Genomic DNA, 15524 nt, shown 5'->3' with positions numbered 1-15524 from the left:
TTTATACTAATGAAAAATATTTCAAAGCTACTTATTTTCACATTTGCCGCATTATTCATTTTTTCCGGTTCAGCATATGCTCACGTTACAGTCAAGCCTAGTTCATCTGCACCTGAGGCGTGGGAAACTTATACACTCAAAGTACCAGTAGAAAAAGAAACTGCCACTACAAAGGTGACTTTAAAAGTACCTGAAGGGGTTACTTTTGAAAGCTATCAGCCTATACCGGGGTGGAAAGTAACAACGGAAGATGACAAAGATGGGCATGTAAAATCGGTAACTTGGGCAGCAACCGATGAAGGAATTGCCGCTGGACAATTCCAGCAATTCTCTTTCGTAGCACAAAACCCTAAAGAAGAAACGAAAGTTGCCTGGGATGCATTTCAATATTACGAAGATGGTGAAATTGTTGAATGGAGCGGTGATGAAGGCTCAGACCTACCGCATTCTGTAACGGAGATTACAGTTGCGCCCAAGGCTGATGCAGAACCTGCGGACCATGGCCACAAAGATGAAGCTGACACTAATGATTCCACGGCAACTGACAATTCAAAGGATTCAGCAACAACAGAAGGTGCTGGCAATCAAACACTGATCATCACTCTGGCTGTCATTTCACTAATTCTGTCCATTGTAGCGCTTTTTGCAGCTCTAAGGAAAACTAAAAAATAATCATTATGGAAGGTGCCCCAAAAATTCTTGAGGCACCTTTTTTCTCTTCTATTATTCCATGACCACCGATTTACTCGGTAACTTAATGTTTTCTGATTCTATGGTAATCTTAATCGATTTTTCAGCTCTTTGGTCCGCTATCGTTAAGTTAAGCAATCCATTTCCCTGTGCTTTTTTGCTTATTCCCAGATCTTCCGTACTTTTCACCAGCTGTGCATATAATTCCGCTTCTGTTAAATTGCGGTCAAATTCCTTTTCAGCAATCACTTTCAAGAGGGCTGCTGCACCGCTTACATGAGGCGTAGCCATTGACGTTCCGCTCAACCTGGCATATTTATTCCCTGGATACGTAGAAAGAATATCGACACCTGGCGCCACCAGGTCAATTTCATCATTTGTATTCGAAAAATCCGCTAAATTTCTGCTTAAATCCACAGCTCCGACTTCCACTACCTCGGGATATGCTCCTGGATAATCCAATTCATCCGTTTCATGACGCCCATCACCGCTATTTCCAGCTGCGCAAACAACAAGGATATCGTTCTGTAGGGCTTTTTGAATGAGTTTGTGTTCAGCCTCATCCGGAGGCCCGCCAAGTGAAAGTGAAATAACCGAAACCTTTTCTTCATTAGGTCCCCGCCAATTGATTGCATACTCTAGAGCTCCATTAATCCAATCTATATCACCTTGCCCTTGACCATTTAGGGCCTTTAACGCTAATATGCTCGCTTTTGGAGCCACTCCCACTACACCAGCATTATTGACTGCAGCCACAATCGTACCGCTAACATGTGTCCCATGTCCATTATCATCTTGATAATCTCCGGTATTGGTAAAATCCTTCCCACCAATGATTCTTTCTTTGAGGTCTGGATGTCCCTTATCAATGCCTGTATCGATGACGGCAACTACCACGCTCTCACCATAATTGCTTTTCTCCCAAATTGCCGGGGCTTTCACAAGCTCGACACCCTCAGGTATCTTCTCTTTCACCGTTTCCATTACTTCAAGAACTTTGTAAGGTATTAATCTTTTTTCTCTTGTCATTTGATTACCCCTTCCTTCGTTCAATAAGTTAAACTGCCATCAGTGTAGGGATATTCATCCCGTCTGGTTGCCGTCTACCGTTGAAAGAGATGAGATCAAAAAACTCTTCTCTCTTATATATACCAGATTTATGAAAATAAAAAAGAAGTTTTTGGAAAATTCCGTCTAAATGACTACTTTTTATTTCCCTTTGTATTATTATCTGGTACTCTTATTATAGAACAAACGTTCGTTAAATGCCATATTTTTTTATTCATTACTCAATTTTTTCCCAAATAAAAAAGAAGCGACCCCGAATCGAGTCAGCTTCCATGAGATGTTAAGCTGCGCCGCAGCATTTTTTGTATTTTTTCCCGCTTCCACATGGGCAAGGTTCGTTTCTGCCAATGACCGGTTCTGTATGAACATGCGGCATTTTAGCTGCCTTTGCACTTTCCATGATGATTTGGGTGCCTTTATCCTTCATTTGCTGATACCGCTGTTTAAATAACTCCATTACATCTTTACTGTATTTTAACGTATCTTCCGCAATATCCATCGCCTTTTGCTTGGAAATATTATAGTCCTCCAGGACAAATTGATTATCCCCGAAAGAAACCCTCACTCCAAAATGCTGTCCTGCCTGTTTATTGCCTTTAAGCTCCTCAACGAATTCAAGGTATACTTCCTGGCAATCACAAGACTGGTGCATGCAATAATAATCATATATCCAATACGTTTTATCTTCGTACTTACTCTTTAAAGCAATTCCATCCTCCATGCCAAAAACATCCAAATATTTTATCGCTTTTCCATCAAGTATCTCGAATGGATCAATCGTTCTCATCTATAGACACATCCTAATTCATAAAAATTTACTCTTCCTATGTATTGTACAGCCTAATTCATCAACCGTCACTTGAAACGAAGCCTGACGAATCCAAATCCCTTTCATTAAAATCAGATTTAAGGAAAGGCAAAAAAAAGCTGCATCAGTGTGTATTTACTGATGCAGCTTCCCCTCACCCCTTCATTCGATCCATGTGGTCAATTCATCAATCGGTGTTTTCTTGGCAGGTTTTGGCTCCATATCAGGATAACCCAAGTATATGAAAGCCAATACTTCTCCTTTTGGGGATAAATTGAAAAATTCACGTACCTTTTCATGATAAGTTATTTTTCCCGTTCTCCATACTGCTCCCAGACCTAAGGAATGTGCTGCAAGAAGCATGTTTTGAATGGCACTGTTCACTGCCGCATATTCTTCTGCCACTAGGACATTATTCTTATCACTAGGCTCTATGCCCACTGCGATGATGACTGGAGCCCTTAATGGATTCTTTTTTTGCCTTTCGAGCTTGCTGATTAAACTTTCAGGGGTATCATCAGCATTTTCAATTCTTGTGATTTCTTCGAATACCTCCCCAAGTTTATTTCTTCCTTCTCCAGTCAATACAAAAAAGCGCCAAGGCTCAGTTCGATGGTGATTAGGTGCATACGTTCCAGCTTCAATGATTTGCTCGATCATTTCCTTTGGTACCGGATCTTGCTTGACGATTCCAATGCTTCTTCTCGTTTTTATAGCCTCGATAGTTTCCATATTATCTCCCCTTATCCCTTTATCTCTAATAGTTTCTGTTTCAGTTCATTTTCCATTGATGCCAATTCCTGTTCGGCTTGCCGGCGTTTATGCCTTCCTTCTTCTTGAATCCTCATGGTTTCCTCAAGCGTGGATATCAAGTTAGCTTGGGTATTCTTTAATGTTTCGATATCGACAAGTCCGCGCTCATTTTCCTTTGCCGTTTCGATGGTATTCGTTTTCAGCATCTCGGAGTTCTTCAATAACAAGTCATTTGTAGTTTTGGAAACCTGCTTTTGTGCTTCTACAGCATGCCTTTGCCTGATTAATGTCAATGCAATTGCAACCTGATTTTTCCAAAGGGGGATGGCTGTCATGATCGAAGATTGTATTTTCTCGACTAGTGCCTGATTCGTGTTTTGGATCAGCCTGATTTGCGGTGCGCTTTGAATCGTGATTTCGCGACTCAATTTCAAATCATGAAGCCTTTTATCCAACCGTTCAGCAAATTGCAGCATATCATTGACTTCCTGGAACTTCATTTGGTCATTGCTCGATTCAGCGGACTGCCTTAACTCCGGAATCGTTTTCCCATGGATTTCTTCGAGTTTAATTTCCCCGGCTGCAATATAGACATTCAATGCCTGGAAGTAATCCTTATTCGTTTCATACAGCTTTTCAAGGATTACGATATCCGATAGCAGGATATTCTTGCTCCGATCGAGTTTCACACTGATTCGATCAATTTGGGCCCCAGTTTTTTGATATTTGGATAGCACTTCCTGTACTGATCCCGAGAGCTTCCCGAACATACGCGCAAAGAAAGAGGGCTTATCCGGCTTTAGCTCATCAGGGCTCAGCTCGTTTAACTTTTTCATTAAATCACTGATAATGTTGCCCACTTCACCTACATCTTTTTTCTGGACATGCTCAAGCATGGAATTAGAAAAGGTCAGAAGCTTTGATTGGGCGGGTGTACCATAGGATATCATCGCCTGATGATTCGTAGGGTCGATTTGTTCCGCAAGCTGATATGCCTTTGCCCTGTTCTCTTCAGGAATGACATCAATCAGTTTAACCGGTTTCGCTTCCTGGGAAGATGTTTTCTCCAGCTCCTGCACCCCATCAAATGGATTGGCTAAAAGATCATCGATCAAACTGGCATTATTCGTTTTATTCAACAGGTTGGGATCATTGTTATTCATTTTAACCTCCTGCTTTCATCAATTACTTGTGACTCTTTTCTAGTTTTAATGGATTGCTTAGCAACATCCAACTCGAAGTTAAGGTTATCGATATCATCGGCAATCACTTTATATAAATCCTTTTCTATCGTATTAGTGAGTTCCTTTAAAGTTTTGCGAGTCTCTGTTAAGGAGAGTTCGAGTTCCCTACTCTTTTTTGGCTGCTGTGCTAAAAAAACATATTTCTCCGCAAGCTCCATGGCGGAATCCAGATGTGAGTAATAAAATTGTTCCGCCTGGTAAAACCGCTTCGGTTCTTTTTTTGTCAGACTATATATTTTCCTGATCATTTTAATCATATCCTTCCTCTGTTTAAAAGAAGAGATATGCCTGACCGAGATTAGTGCTTTTTGAACCCGCCATATCTTCGATTTTGCTTCAATTAAATTTTTCTTTATATATTGATATTCTTTTCTCGTCAATTCATGTTTTTTGAGGTATCTTGATGAAAAATATACGGAGCTTAGACAGTATGCAAGCACCCCTCCTGCTAAAGATATGACAACGGATAGGGCAAACGGTTGATTCAATGCAAAATAGCTAATTATCCAAACCGGCAAAACCATTGGAAATGCGATCAATATCGGAAAAAAATCAGCAAGAAATCGATTCATAATCATTACACTCCTGACTTACACTCTTTTCTATATATACGGATTATCCTTGGAATTGGTTTCAAGATGGATTAAAAGAATTTCTCCTATCCTAAACGATATAGGAACCGGAGGGTTTCTGCAAATTTATTGAAATATTTTCTGTAAATTAACTCTTCTCCCCGCTTTTATGGGCTAACGCCTAGTCACTTCACCGGAACTTACATAAGTTATAACGTATCCATCCTGATTAAAAAAGGAGAGTTGACCATGAATTCATACGGATTTTATCCTTTTCCACAACAAAATGGAAATTACCAGTACTTTGAGCCTAATTATAACCCATATTTCCAACAGCCTGAACGATTTGATTACACGCCACAGCAAGATTGGAACCTTCAGCAGGTACAAGAAAATCCATATAGCCAGGTGCCCGACCAATTTGATATTGAAAGGCAGCCTCAACAACTTGAAAGAAGAGTCCGGGAACTTGAGCGTCAAAACGAGCGACAAACGAGGGAACTCAATCGGCAGAACCAAGAAATCACAAGGATAAATCGAGAAGTGAACCGCATTAACCAGGAAATAACCAGACTGAGTCAAAATGATCAACGTCATACGAATAGGCTGAATCGACTAAATCAAAGACTTCGTGCCGTTGAACGAAACCTTAACATCCCCTTCACCGCAACAGATGATGGTTTTTAAAGAAAAAGCAGGAGCTCCTTATGGGCTCTCGCTTTTTTATTTTCTCCCTGCTTTTATTGAAGGCTCTGTTAAGATTCAATCAAACGATTGATTAAATCTTTAAAGCTCCACTAAACCCTTGTCCGCGTTACTTAAAATGTTTAATCAATTAAGCAGATACAATTTTTGATGCTCTTTATAAAAAGTAAATAGGGACAGCCACATTCCCGCGGATACTTTAATTCATTTTACAGAAGATTCATGATGAAAAAACAAAAAAAAAGAACGGGAGTCATCCTTGCACTCTCGTTCTTTCTCGTTTACAGCATGATCCGTTTCAACTTTTCGTTTCTAGATTCCTGTTCCTCCTGGGTAGACAAGTCATACTTCTTCAATAGATGAAAAAGTTCATTCAATGTTTCTTGCGAATTCCCTCTTTCAAGATATCGATCCAATGTTTGACTCAATTCGGTTGGTAAAAATGCCTTTTGACTCTCAAATTTCAGCCTGACATCTTGTTGCGAATGATTAAGATTGCATGCACCCATTTAAAATTCACCTCTTACTTGATTCTACCATTGTATAATGGACATTACCTTGTCAATTCTTCATCCTGCTTATAGTAGTCCTCTACCTTGATGAACTCCGGTGAAGTATGTGTGGCCATGATGCCATGATAACTGATATCCAACCCAAGTTCTTCTTCTTCTTCAGTGGATCTTATAGGCAGCCAAACATTTATAACTTTAAAAACGAGCCATGTCACTGAAAAGCCCCAGATGCATAACACCAATAACCCTAACGTTTGAACTCCAAGCAAATGCCATCCCCCACCTGCAAACAATCCGTTTTCTGTTGAAAAAAGCCCTACCGCTATGGTACCCCACATTCCTGATGCCGCATGAACGGGAAACGCACCAACCGGATCATCGATTTTTCGGGTTTCCAACCAATTTGTCGCAGCTAACATCAACATTCCAGAAACCGCTCCAATCAGTAACGCTGCCAGATCACTAACGAATGCACATCCAGCTGTAATCCCGACAAGACCTGCAAGTGAGCCATTGATGACGGAAGGTGCATCCGAGCGCCCATATCTAAATAGTGTATAAAGCATGGTCACCGCCCCCCCTGATGCAGCTGAGAGCATCGTGACAATGGCAATATGGCCAATGCGTACATCCGTAGCCTGCAAGGTACTTCCTGCATTGAACCCAAACCAGCCAAACCATAAAAGGAATGCCCCGACAGATGCCAGTGGAAGATTACTCGGCAGCGAAATGGAGCTAGTCCCCCGTGAAGAGAATTTACCTGCTCTCGGACCGATGACAATGGCAGCCGCAAGTGCAGAAAAGCCGCCTAGTGCATGTATGACCGCAGACCCCGCGAAGTCCTGCATGCCCAACCCGCTTAACCAGCCACCACCCCATACCCAATGACCGGCAATCGGATAGATGAATGCCGTCATCATTACGACAAAAATAAGATACGCCCGAAAATTAATCCTTTCCGCAACCGCTCCCGAAACTATCGAAATAACGGCGATGACGAATGCCCCTTGAAATAACCAAAATGCATCAATGGAAATCGTAAGGTCGATGTGCGACAAATCACCTTTCAGCAGAAAGCCACTTGTCCCAATGGTTCCAAATACATCCGTTCCATACATTAAGCCAAAACCAACCACGAAATAGCAAAGCGTTCCGATCGTAATATCAGCAAAAACCTTCATGATGATATTCACATTATTCTTCGTACGGACGAACCCCGCCTCCAATAAAGCAAACCCGCCCTCCATTAATAGAATCATGGCTGCTGTCAGAACCACCCAAACCGTGTCCAATCCAGTGTTCAATGTTTCTAGAGTCATCTTGGCGTCCCCTCCGCTTTCTGCCAGTCCATTATTTCTTTAATGATGTCTGATGGTAAATTCATTTCCCGTTTTTCCGAATCAGCTTCGAGTAAACCGATCAACTGATTTAAAAAAGCTACCTTCTGTTTTATCATCTCAATTTTTTTATATCTATCTTTAACATTCACCAAATGCTCAACGGCCTGGTGATGACTTGGGGCACGTCCTGTAAAAAAACGTTTAAATGGTGATAGGGATTGATACCAAGCTTCCTCAGCTCTTCGTTTTTGCTCATATTTATGTATTTTACCTTTGATCGATTCAATTTCCGACTCCTGTTTGTTTTTATAAAATAACAGGCCTTTTAACACTGCCTCAGATGAAATTTCAAAAACAACTCTACCATGCAAATCATCCCGAATATAAATGTCATATCACCTCACGTAATCATGTTATGTTTTCTGTAATTATATTAAGATTTCTGAATTCAGTCAATAATTAAACAATAAAAACAATTTTGCGTAACAAATAAGTGGAGAAAGATATTAACTACACTTCTGCCTTTTCCCTTTCATTAATCAAACGTTTGATTAATTCGATTCCTAGAGAAATTTGGAAGGTATAGATAATCATTTTTTCCTTACTCTAATAAGGCAGTTTCAATTTAAGGAGGGTTCATACATGACAGTAATAAACGATGTCAAAACAACTATAGCAGGGCTAAAAAGCGCTCAAGCGAGCTTTGAAACCTTCGCCCTTTCCACAGATAATGAGCAAGCCAAACAACTATACCAACAAGCTGCCCAACAAACACAAACGATCGTGGACAGCATCACGCCTCGCATTGAAGAGATTCAAAACGAGGAACCTCAATATAAACAATAATCATTCATATAAAAAAGGTTGGTTAAAACAACCAGCCTTTTTTATATCTTTATTCCATAAGACAGGATTTTTAATAAGGGCTTGAATATGCCATAAGGTTACATACAAGCAATCCACTTGACCGAACTGCGGTCAATCAAGCCTGAATAATGAAGCAGGACGAAGTCGCTGAAGCAATTAATTAAGACCTTATCAAAAGGATTCCAAAAGAATTAAGCCATAAGCTTACTCCTATCCATCAGGAACCTCAGCAGTTTCAAACTCATTTGGAAATGAAAAGGACAGTAATGACCGGCGGGATCATGTTTCGCTGATGCCGCCATATCCGCAGCCATAGAAAACCGGGAGGATGGTTTCGTTTTAGGAAATGGCTGTAATATATTCAAGTTGACTGAAGGATCTATGTTATTCCAAGGTTTTATCTTAGCACTGACAATACTCTACAATGGGGTGGTTTAAAATGCTTACTGGGCATCGCACATGGGTGTTTGATCAAAAGCCTGTCATCGTCTCCACAGGAACCGTTGGCGGTCCATTTGAAGCAGAGGGTTTGCTTGCGGATGATTTCGATCTTCTCCATTCCGATTTATGGATAAATCAAGATACTTATGAAAAGGCACATAAAGTCTTATTGGAAGAAGCGAGTACAAAAGCAATCGAAAAGGCGGGTCTTCAGAAAGAGCAGATTCAATTTTTCCTTGGAGGCGACCTTATCAATCAAATAACCCCTACGAGTTTTGCCTGTCGCACACTGGGAACACCTTATCTCGGCTTATTTGGCGCTTGCTCCACCTCCATGGAGGGACTGGCTCTTGGTGCATACCTTGTCAATACCAAAGGGGCAGAGTACTTATTGACAGGAGCATCCAGTCATAACGCTGCAGTAGAAAAGCAGTTTCGCTACCCTACTGAATACGGGGGGCAGAAACCTCCAACAGCCCAATGGACCGTTACGGGTGCAGGAGTGGCTTTATTGAGTAGTGCCGGGGAAGGCCCTAGGGTCACTTCAGCTACGATAGGACGTGTCATCGACATGGGATTGACTGATCCTTTCAATATGGGCGGTGCCATGGCCCCAGCTGCTGTAGATACGATTGAAGCCCATTTAAGAGAACGGAACATCGATCCATCCTATTATGATTTAATAGTGACCGGGGATTTAGGAAAGATCGGACATGAAGTTTCTCTGGCATTATTTGAAAAACATGGTACGCCGATTAAAGAAGAGCAATATAAAGATTGCGGTTTAATGATATACAGGGATGGTCAACCGGTCTTGTCCGGGGCGAGTGGCCCTGGATGTTCCGCAACCGTTGTTTATGGTCATTTATTAAATCGCATGAAAAAGGGAGAAATAAAACGATTGCTCGTCGTGGCTACCGGTGCCTTGTTATCCCCCCTATCCTTTCAACAAAGTGAGACGATCCCGTGCATTGCGCATGCCGTTTCGATCGAATATCAATGAATGATTGAATGACAACCATGATTCACTTGTCTAATCGGATCGTGACTGCTGACATTGTTTCGGGAGGTTAGCGGATGGGGAAAATCATGGATTGATTGGTTGTGCCACTGGCACGATTTATGTAATCAGTGCCGGAAAAACAGTCTCGGAGTGTTACAAGCCATTATATTTAGATCCAAAGGATAAGGAGGATGCTGCATGACGATAGCTTCTAATGTAAAACAATGTGTCTCTAGCCTGAAAGGAGTTGAAGCAGGTTTATCCAGCTTAGCACTCCGGACTCAAGATGATGAATCTAAACGCATCTTGCATGAAACGATGCTGGTGGTGAATGAAGTTATGAAGGATGTACAGAAGCGCGTGGGAGAGTTAGAACGGGAAGAACCGCAATATAAAGGTTTTTAAAACAATGATCAAGCAGGAGGTGTTTGTAATGCCGGATTGGATAGAAATTGTTTTGCGTTCATTATTCTTTTTAATTGTTCTTTTTGTGATAACAAAAGTGTTAGGAAAAAAACAATTGTCCCAACTCTCCTTTTTTGAATATGTAACGGGCATAACCATTGGTAATGTCGGGGCAGAATTAGCTACGAAAGTTGAGGGCAATATTGTACATGGCGTACTGTCCATTCTTGTTTTTGCCATAGCTCCCTTCATTGCAGGATCAATATCCCTAAAAAGTAAAACTTTCCGTGATCTTGTGGAAGGTAAAGCATCGGTTTTCATCAAAGATGGGAAAGTCATGGAAGATAATTTAAAAAAAGAGAAATATACCATTGATGAATTATTGGGATTGCTCCGGAAAAAGGATGTCTTCGATATTTCTGAAGTTGAATTTGCCTTATTGGAAGCCAACGGGGATTTTTCCGTAATGTTAAAGAAGCAAAATCAACCTATAACACCTAAGGACCTTAACCTGTCAGTGGCTGCTGTAAAGGAGCCACAAACCATCATCATGGACGGCAGCATACTTGATGAACCGCTTTCCACGATTGGACTGAACCGAAATTGGCTTCATACTGAACTGGATAAGTTGGGTGTTATCCTCGATAATGTGTTTCTTGGTCAAGCTAATTCCAACGGGGAATTAACCGTGGACCTTTTTGATGATAAACTTAAAGTTCCTTCTCCTCAAGAAAAACCTCTTATGCTCGCGACCTTGAAAAAATGCCAGGCGGACTTAGAGTTGTTTGCACTTGGAACTGAATCAAAGGAAGCTAAAGAGATGTTTAGCAAAAATAGCGAAAAGCTGCAAAGGGCAATAGATGAAGTGACCCATATCTTAAGGAACTGATTATATATTCATTTCCTCACTTTCATAAGCGAAGTGATCAGCCCAATGATGACGATCGTCACACATGAAAAAAGAAAAATTTCGATACCTAAGGTGAATGCTGCAGCTGAAATGATTAGTGTATCTATAACGATAATCGCCAATGCAATATCCATGGAAGTAGACTTTGAGATAATTTTGGCTAACATATCCGTTCCCCCGCTGCTTGTCTCATACCGAAGCATGAGACCTATGCCCATCCCTATGATGGCACCGCCAATCAAAGAGCTTGTTAGTATCGACATGGAAAAGACTTTTTTCAATGGATTAAGCCAATCCATAAAAAGGGATGTCAGAAGCAATCCGTGAACACTGCTATAGAAAAAAGGCCGTTCATAATACCATGCATATAAAAATATAGGAATACTGAGAATCAACATGGATAGCCCTGTTTGAAAACCAAAGAAATAATGAAGGATGAGTGCAATCCCAATAACGCCGCCATCTATTAAATGGTGCGGAACTAAAAAGCCATTGATTCCAATACCCACCAAAAAGCTACCAACAATTACAGCAACCGCTTTTTGAAAATTAATAAAATCACCTGCCTTGCATTTTATATATCCTTACTATATGTCCAAGTCAGAGCGTCAAGAATATCCATTCAAAAAAAAATCCCCCCTCCTTTCACTTCAATTTAACTACGCGAAAAAGGGCCCGGTCATTCAGACCGGGCCCCATTCCATCATTTCAGCTCTAATAACACTACATTTTCAACATGTGTCGTCATTGGGAACATATCGACAGGCTGGATATCAACCGCTTTATATCCGCCGTCTTCCAAGATATGAAGATCACGCGCCAGAGTGCCTGGGTTGCATGATACGTATACGACTTTGTTTGGCTTCATCTCGATGATCGTATTCAGGAGAGACTCTTCACAACCTTTGCGAGGAGGATCCACAACGATGACATCCGCAGTGTTGCCCTTTTGGTACCATTCAGCAATAACGTTACCCGCATCTCCAACCATGAATTCCGCATTTGAGATATCATTCAATTCAGCGTTGCGGCGTGCGTCTTCTATCGCTTCTTCGACTACTTCGACACCGATTACCTTTTTCGCTTTTTTAGCTAAAAATAAAGAGATGGTTCCAATGCCGCAATAGGCATCAATCACCGTTTCTTCACCAGTCAGCCCTGCATAGTCAAGAGCTTTATCATAAAGGACCTTCGTTTGGTCCGGATTGATTTGGTAGAAGGACTTTGCTGAAATCGCAAATTTCACATCACCGATCATATCATGGATCACTTCGTCGCCCCATAGTACAGTCATTTTATCGCCTAAGATAACATTCGTTTTCTTGGAATTAACGTTTTGAACGATGGATTTCACTTGTGGAAGACGTTCAACGATTTCCTTCACGATTGTTTCGATAAAAGGGATACTATTCGTTCTTGTAACGAGGACAATCATTAATTCGCCTGTTTGCTTGCCATAACGGGCCATGATGTGCCGCAATACACCTTTATGTGCCTCTTCATTGTAAGCAGGGATACCAAGTTTACTGAAAATCTCTTTAACAACTTGAACGGCTTCATTGATCACTTCATTTTGGATAATGCTTTCTTTCGTTTCAACAATTTCATGTGTCCGCGGTTTGAAGAACCCTGCTATTAGCTTGCCATCCTTTTCACCAACAGGCACTTGCGCTTTATTACGATAATGGGTCGGATTCTCCATCCCGATGATCGGGTGAACCTTCACATCCTCAAGTTTCCCAATGCGTGTCATCACTTCACGCACTTGCCTTTCCTTGAATTTCAACTGTCCTTCATAGCTCATATGCTGCAGCTGACATCCACCGTATTTATGGTAATCTTCAGTCGTGACCTCAACCCGGTATGGACTGTTTTCGATAATCTCCATCAAGCGTCCGAAGCCATAACCTTTATTAGCCTTCATCACTTTAATTTTTGCTTTTTCACCTGGAAGGGCGCTCTGAACAAAGATCGGGTAGCCATCGACTTTAGCGACGCCTGCTCCTTCATGTGTTAAATCTTCAAATAAAACCTCTATAATATCATTTTTAGCCACTGGTGCTGTTTTTTTCATGTCATCTTCTCTTTTCTTTTTTATGCTAGCCTGTATTTTACCACAATAGAGGCCTAGCCACAAAACCACTCACCAATTTACCCTGGTTTTCATAAAAATATAGTGGAAGGAATTACGGATTTTTCATAGTTCCATGAATAAAAGTTCAATAAAAAATGAAAAATAAGGAAAAACAGATGAGGTGAGGAAATGGGTTTATTTAACTCTATATCAGCCTGGAATGCTACAAGGTTAGAGAAACATCGAGCGAGTATGGAGGAAAAAGGACTCTGTCCGGATTGTTACGGACGTGGATACAGCTCCTTCGTACCCACGGAATATCATTTTTCCGATATACACGACTGTCCCGGCTGTAATGGCACCGGAGCTTACGCTGATTGGGCAGCCATGAACGGGCAGCAAATGTAACCGCATACAGTGCCAAATTTCAAATGACCAAAAAGGACCCCCTGTTAAACAGGAGGTTCTTCTATTTTCTTCACCATATAGCGAAATTCATGGCCGCTAATCGAAATGGTTTTAATTTCCATATACCCTAATCTGCTATAGAGACGATTCGCCGCTTCATTTTCATTTTCAACGACTAAAGAAATTCTTGGATATCCCTTATGTTTAGCGTATTCCTCTACATATTGAATCAGTGCACTACCAATTCCTTTTCCTTGAAAATTCGGGTCAACCGAGACTGTATCCAAATAAAAGTCTCTCATTTCCGCTTCCTTATCGAGCGTAACGCTTGGGTCTTTCATTTTCATCCTTAATTGTTTCACTATCGGTTCATCCAAGCTTTCGGCATCCTTGCCATGGTAAGCAATGATCAATCCAGATACTTGTCCATCATGTTCACTGACAAGCGTATTTTCATAGCTGATCCGATTCCCACTTTTCCTGAACAAATCGGCAAGAACGGAAAGTATTCTTTCTTCTTCCGTTTCACCTGTCAAAACCTCTGCAATTTCCTTAATCGCTAACCGGGTCAATACGGCTGCCTTGTCCGCATCTTCCGGTGTCGCTTTCCTGATATACATGTTTGCAATTCCCCTTGCTTCATTAAACTGAAAAGGCCACCAGATTCAGTGGCCTTTTCACCCTATTTATTTGCCGGATCGTCCGGCAGTATTCCTTGCGGGATGAATACATCAAAATGGCGGTACTGATTTACGAATTCAGCTGGGGCCATCCCGCCAAATTCCCCATCCAAATTAAGCATCATGTCATTTTTGGCATGTACTTTAATTCGATTGGCTTTTTCATAAATGACGTTCTTATCATGGATATGCTCACCGCGCATTGCCAATGTCGCGACACGGACAATATCAGCGAGGTTTGCCTTTTTCAAAATAAGCAACGTGAACATACCATCATTCAAAGAGGCGTCAGGAGCCAGTTTCTCGAAGCCGCCGACCGAATTCGTGTTAGCCACCAAGAATAGCATGATCTCTCCTTCAAAAAGCTTTCCATCATATTCAATAGAAACTTCCGTCGGCTTAATTGAAGGAAGCATTTCAATTCCTTTAATATAGTACGCTAGCTGACCAAGCATGGTTTTCAGTTTGATCGGCACGTCGTAGGTCAATTCGGTCAATCTGCCTCCGCCGGCAATATTGATGAAATACTTATCGTTCATTTTCCCAATATCGACAGGCATCGTATGCCCACCGGCAATAATTTCGGCTGCCCCTTCGATCGTCTTCGGTAAATGCAGCGCCCGCGCAAAATCATTGGTCGTTCCCGTCGGAATGATTCCTAGTTTCGGACGTTTCTCTGCAGTGGCCAGTCCATTAACAACCTCATAAATCGTACCGTCGCCCCCTGCTGCAATAACTATATCATAGCCGCGCTCAATCGCTATCTTAGCCGCTTTCGTCGCATCCCCGGCACCGGTCGTCGCATGTGCAGAAGCTTCATAGCCAGCTTCTTCAAGTTTTGCTAGCACACCTGGCAGGCTCTTCTTAATGGCTTCCCGGCCCGAAGTCGGGTTGTAAATCAACCTTGCTCTTTTCATTTCCCATCATCCTTATACATATTGATTCCATAATTTACATCTTAATCCTTCGTTACATGAAAAGCAATATTCGAAAAAAGAGGACCGTATATTCCGGTCCATATCTTTTGCATTTTACTAGAAATCG

General features: G+C 41.4%; 18 protein-coding genes and 1 pseudogene. 7 read left to right on the top strand and 12 right to left on the bottom strand.

The features are described 5' to 3' along the window. Window positions 1-9: 9 nt before the first annotated feature. Window positions 10-672, top strand: coding sequence for a YcnI family copper-binding membrane protein (locus QNH43_RS02245; RefSeq protein WP_283916650.1), 663 nt, complete (start codon window positions 10-12; stop codon window positions 670-672). Between the two features lie 51 nt (window positions 673-723). On the opposite strand, the gene QNH43_RS02240 is transcribed toward QNH43_RS02245, so the two are convergent. From QNH43_RS02240 to QNH43_RS02220, 5 genes and pseudogenes are all read right to left on the bottom strand, one after another. Then, the gene (locus tag QNH43_RS02240; RefSeq protein ID WP_283916649.1) at window positions 724-1719 is read right to left on the bottom strand and encodes a S8 family peptidase; all 996 of its coding nucleotides are present in this window, start codon (window positions 1717-1719) and stop codon (window positions 724-726) included. Window positions 1720-2038: 319 nt separating this feature from the next. Then, window positions 2039-2116 (bottom strand): annotated as a pseudogene (locus tag QNH43_RS27695) (SEC-C metal-binding domain-containing protein); the annotation flags it as partial. Window positions 2117-2728: 612 nt separating this feature from the next. Then, window positions 2729-3298: a nitroreductase family protein gene (locus tag QNH43_RS02230; RefSeq protein ID WP_283916647.1), complete on the bottom strand. Its 570-nt coding sequence runs from the start codon at window positions 3296-3298 to the stop codon at window positions 2729-2731. Between the two features lie 11 nt (window positions 3299-3309). Next, window positions 3310-4482 (bottom strand): toxic anion resistance protein, encoded by a 1173-nt coding sequence (locus tag QNH43_RS02225; protein ID WP_283916646.1) that lies wholly within the window; start codon window positions 4480-4482, stop codon window positions 3310-3312. Further along, a complete protein-coding gene (locus QNH43_RS02220) occupies window positions 4479-5135 on the bottom strand; it encodes a 5-bromo-4-chloroindolyl phosphate hydrolysis family protein (RefSeq protein WP_283916645.1) in 657 nt (218 codons plus the stop codon). The genes QNH43_RS02225 and QNH43_RS02220 overlap by 4 nt, the downstream gene beginning before the upstream one ends. A 249-nt stretch (window positions 5136-5384) precedes the next feature. Here QNH43_RS02220 and QNH43_RS02215 point away from each other — a divergent pair, with 249 nt between their 5' ends. Then, a complete protein-coding gene (locus tag QNH43_RS02215) occupies window positions 5385-5822 on the top strand; it encodes a coiled-coil domain-containing protein (RefSeq protein WP_283916644.1) in 438 nt (145 codons plus the stop codon). Window positions 5823-6121: 299 nt separating this feature from the next. On the opposite strand, the gene QNH43_RS02210 is transcribed toward QNH43_RS02215, so the two are convergent. The 3 genes from QNH43_RS02210 to QNH43_RS02200 are packed head-to-tail and all read right to left on the bottom strand — an operon-like array spanning window position 6122 to window position 8063. Continuing rightward, window positions 6122-6349, bottom strand: coding sequence for a hypothetical protein (locus QNH43_RS02210; protein WP_283916643.1), 228 nt, complete (start codon window positions 6347-6349; stop codon window positions 6122-6124). A gap of 44 nt (window positions 6350-6393) precedes the next feature. Continuing rightward, window positions 6394-7671 carry an ammonium transporter gene (locus QNH43_RS02205; protein ID WP_283916642.1) on the bottom strand — a complete coding sequence of 426 codons (1278 nt, stop codon included), beginning with the start codon at window positions 7669-7671 and terminating at the stop codon, window positions 6394-6396. Beyond that, a complete protein-coding gene (locus tag QNH43_RS02200) occupies window positions 7668-8063 on the bottom strand; it encodes a hypothetical protein (RefSeq protein WP_283916641.1) in 396 nt (131 codons plus the stop codon). The genes QNH43_RS02205 and QNH43_RS02200 overlap by 4 nt, the downstream gene beginning before the upstream one ends. Window positions 8064-8334: 271 nt before the next feature. Here QNH43_RS02200 and QNH43_RS02195 point away from each other — a divergent pair, with 271 nt between their 5' ends. From QNH43_RS02195 to QNH43_RS02180, 4 genes are all read left to right on the top strand, one after another. Continuing rightward, window positions 8335-8538 carry a DUF1657 domain-containing protein gene (locus QNH43_RS02195; RefSeq protein WP_057278507.1) on the top strand — a complete coding sequence of 68 codons (204 nt, stop codon included), beginning with the start codon at window positions 8335-8337 and terminating at the stop codon, window positions 8536-8538. A 460-nt stretch (window positions 8539-8998) separates the two neighbouring features. Next, the gene (spoVAD, locus tag QNH43_RS02190) at window positions 8999-10003 is read left to right on the top strand and encodes a stage V sporulation protein AD (RefSeq protein ID WP_076372775.1); all 1005 of its coding nucleotides are present in this window, start codon (window positions 8999-9001) and stop codon (window positions 10001-10003) included. A 198-nt stretch (window positions 10004-10201) separates the two neighbouring features. Then, the gene (locus QNH43_RS02185; protein ID WP_076372773.1) at window positions 10202-10408 is read left to right on the top strand and encodes a DUF1657 domain-containing protein; all 207 of its coding nucleotides are present in this window, start codon (window positions 10202-10204) and stop codon (window positions 10406-10408) included. 28 nt (window positions 10409-10436) lie between these two features. Beyond that, window positions 10437-11297, top strand: a complete 861-nt coding sequence (locus QNH43_RS02180; protein ID WP_283916640.1) for a DUF421 domain-containing protein — start codon at window positions 10437-10439, stop codon at window positions 11295-11297. A gap of 8 nt (window positions 11298-11305) precedes the next feature. Here the strand turns inward: QNH43_RS02180 and QNH43_RS02175 are convergent, their stop codons facing one another. Beyond that, window positions 11306-11827, bottom strand: a complete 522-nt coding sequence (locus tag QNH43_RS02175; RefSeq protein ID WP_397223242.1) for a YitT family protein — start codon at window positions 11825-11827, stop codon at window positions 11306-11308. 194 nt (window positions 11828-12021) lie between these two features. Then, complete coding sequence (gene rlmD, locus QNH43_RS02170) at window positions 12022-13392, bottom strand: 23S rRNA (uracil(1939)-C(5))-methyltransferase RlmD (RefSeq protein WP_076372768.1); 1371 nt, start codon at window positions 13390-13392, stop codon at window positions 12022-12024. A 189-nt stretch (window positions 13393-13581) separates the two neighbouring features. Between rlmD and QNH43_RS02165 the strand changes: the two genes are divergently transcribed. Further along, on the top strand, window positions 13582-13800 hold the full coding sequence (locus QNH43_RS02165) for a methionine aminopeptidase (protein ID WP_101225004.1): 219 nt from the start codon (window positions 13582-13584) through the stop codon (window positions 13798-13800). 44 nt (window positions 13801-13844) lie between these two features. Here the strand turns inward: QNH43_RS02165 and QNH43_RS02160 are convergent, their stop codons facing one another. Together QNH43_RS02160 and QNH43_RS02155 are read right to left on the bottom strand one after the other, a co-directional pair. Next, window positions 13845-14420, bottom strand: a complete 576-nt coding sequence (locus QNH43_RS02160) for a GNAT family N-acetyltransferase (protein ID WP_283916639.1) — start codon at window positions 14418-14420, stop codon at window positions 13845-13847. Between the two features lie 62 nt (window positions 14421-14482). Beyond that, a complete protein-coding gene (locus QNH43_RS02155) occupies window positions 14483-15397 on the bottom strand; it encodes a diacylglycerol kinase (RefSeq protein ID WP_076372762.1) in 915 nt (304 codons plus the stop codon). Window positions 15398-15524 lie beyond the last annotated feature (127 nt).

Source organism: Peribacillus simplex (assembly GCF_030123325.1).
GTDB classification, from domain to species: Bacteria; Bacillota; Bacilli; order Bacillales; family DSM-1321; genus Peribacillus; species Peribacillus simplex_D.
Note: the sequence above shows the minus strand (reverse complement) of the source record. Positions and strands in the feature narration are given on the sequence as shown.

Excerpts from the sequence above, each read along its gene's own strand:
- QNH43_RS02245 (WP_283916650.1), top strand. The coding sequence starts at position 10 with ATGAAAAATATTTCAAAGCTACTTATTTTCACATTTGCCGCATTATTC.
- QNH43_RS02240 (WP_283916649.1), bottom strand. The coding sequence starts at position 1,719 with ATGACAAGAGAAAAAAGATTAATACCTTACAAAGTTCTTGAAGTAATG.
- QNH43_RS02230 (WP_283916647.1), bottom strand. The coding sequence starts at position 3,298 with ATGGAAACTATCGAGGCTATAAAAACGAGAAGAAGCATTGGAATCGTC.
- QNH43_RS02225 (WP_283916646.1), bottom strand. The coding sequence starts at position 4,482 with ATGAATAACAATGATCCCAACCTGTTGAATAAAACGAATAATGCCAGT.
- QNH43_RS02220 (WP_283916645.1), bottom strand. The coding sequence starts at position 5,135 with ATGAATCGATTTCTTGCTGATTTTTTTCCGATATTGATCGCATTTCCA.
- QNH43_RS02215 (WP_283916644.1), top strand. The coding sequence starts at position 5,385 with ATGAATTCATACGGATTTTATCCTTTTCCACAACAAAATGGAAATTAC.
- QNH43_RS02210 (WP_283916643.1), bottom strand. The coding sequence starts at position 6,349 with ATGGGTGCATGCAATCTTAATCATTCGCAACAAGATGTCAGGCTGAAA.
- QNH43_RS02205 (WP_283916642.1), bottom strand. The coding sequence starts at position 7,671 with ATGACTCTAGAAACATTGAACACTGGATTGGACACGGTTTGGGTGGTT.
- QNH43_RS02195 (WP_057278507.1), top strand. The coding sequence starts at position 8,335 with ATGACAGTAATAAACGATGTCAAAACAACTATAGCAGGGCTAAAAAGC.
- spoVAD (WP_076372775.1), top strand. The coding sequence starts at position 8,999 with ATGCTTACTGGGCATCGCACATGGGTGTTTGATCAAAAGCCTGTCATC.
- QNH43_RS02185 (WP_076372773.1), top strand. The coding sequence starts at position 10,202 with ATGACGATAGCTTCTAATGTAAAACAATGTGTCTCTAGCCTGAAAGGA.
- QNH43_RS02180 (WP_283916640.1), top strand. The coding sequence starts at position 10,437 with ATGCCGGATTGGATAGAAATTGTTTTGCGTTCATTATTCTTTTTAATT.
- rlmD (WP_076372768.1), bottom strand. The coding sequence starts at position 13,392 with ATGAAAAAAACAGCACCAGTGGCTAAAAATGATATTATAGAGGTTTTA.
- QNH43_RS02165 (WP_101225004.1), top strand. The coding sequence starts at position 13,582 with ATGGGTTTATTTAACTCTATATCAGCCTGGAATGCTACAAGGTTAGAG.
- QNH43_RS02160 (WP_283916639.1), bottom strand. The coding sequence starts at position 14,420 with ATGTATATCAGGAAAGCGACACCGGAAGATGCGGACAAGGCAGCCGTA.
- QNH43_RS02155 (WP_076372762.1), bottom strand. The coding sequence starts at position 15,397 with ATGAAAAGAGCAAGGTTGATTTACAACCCGACTTCGGGCCGGGAAGCC.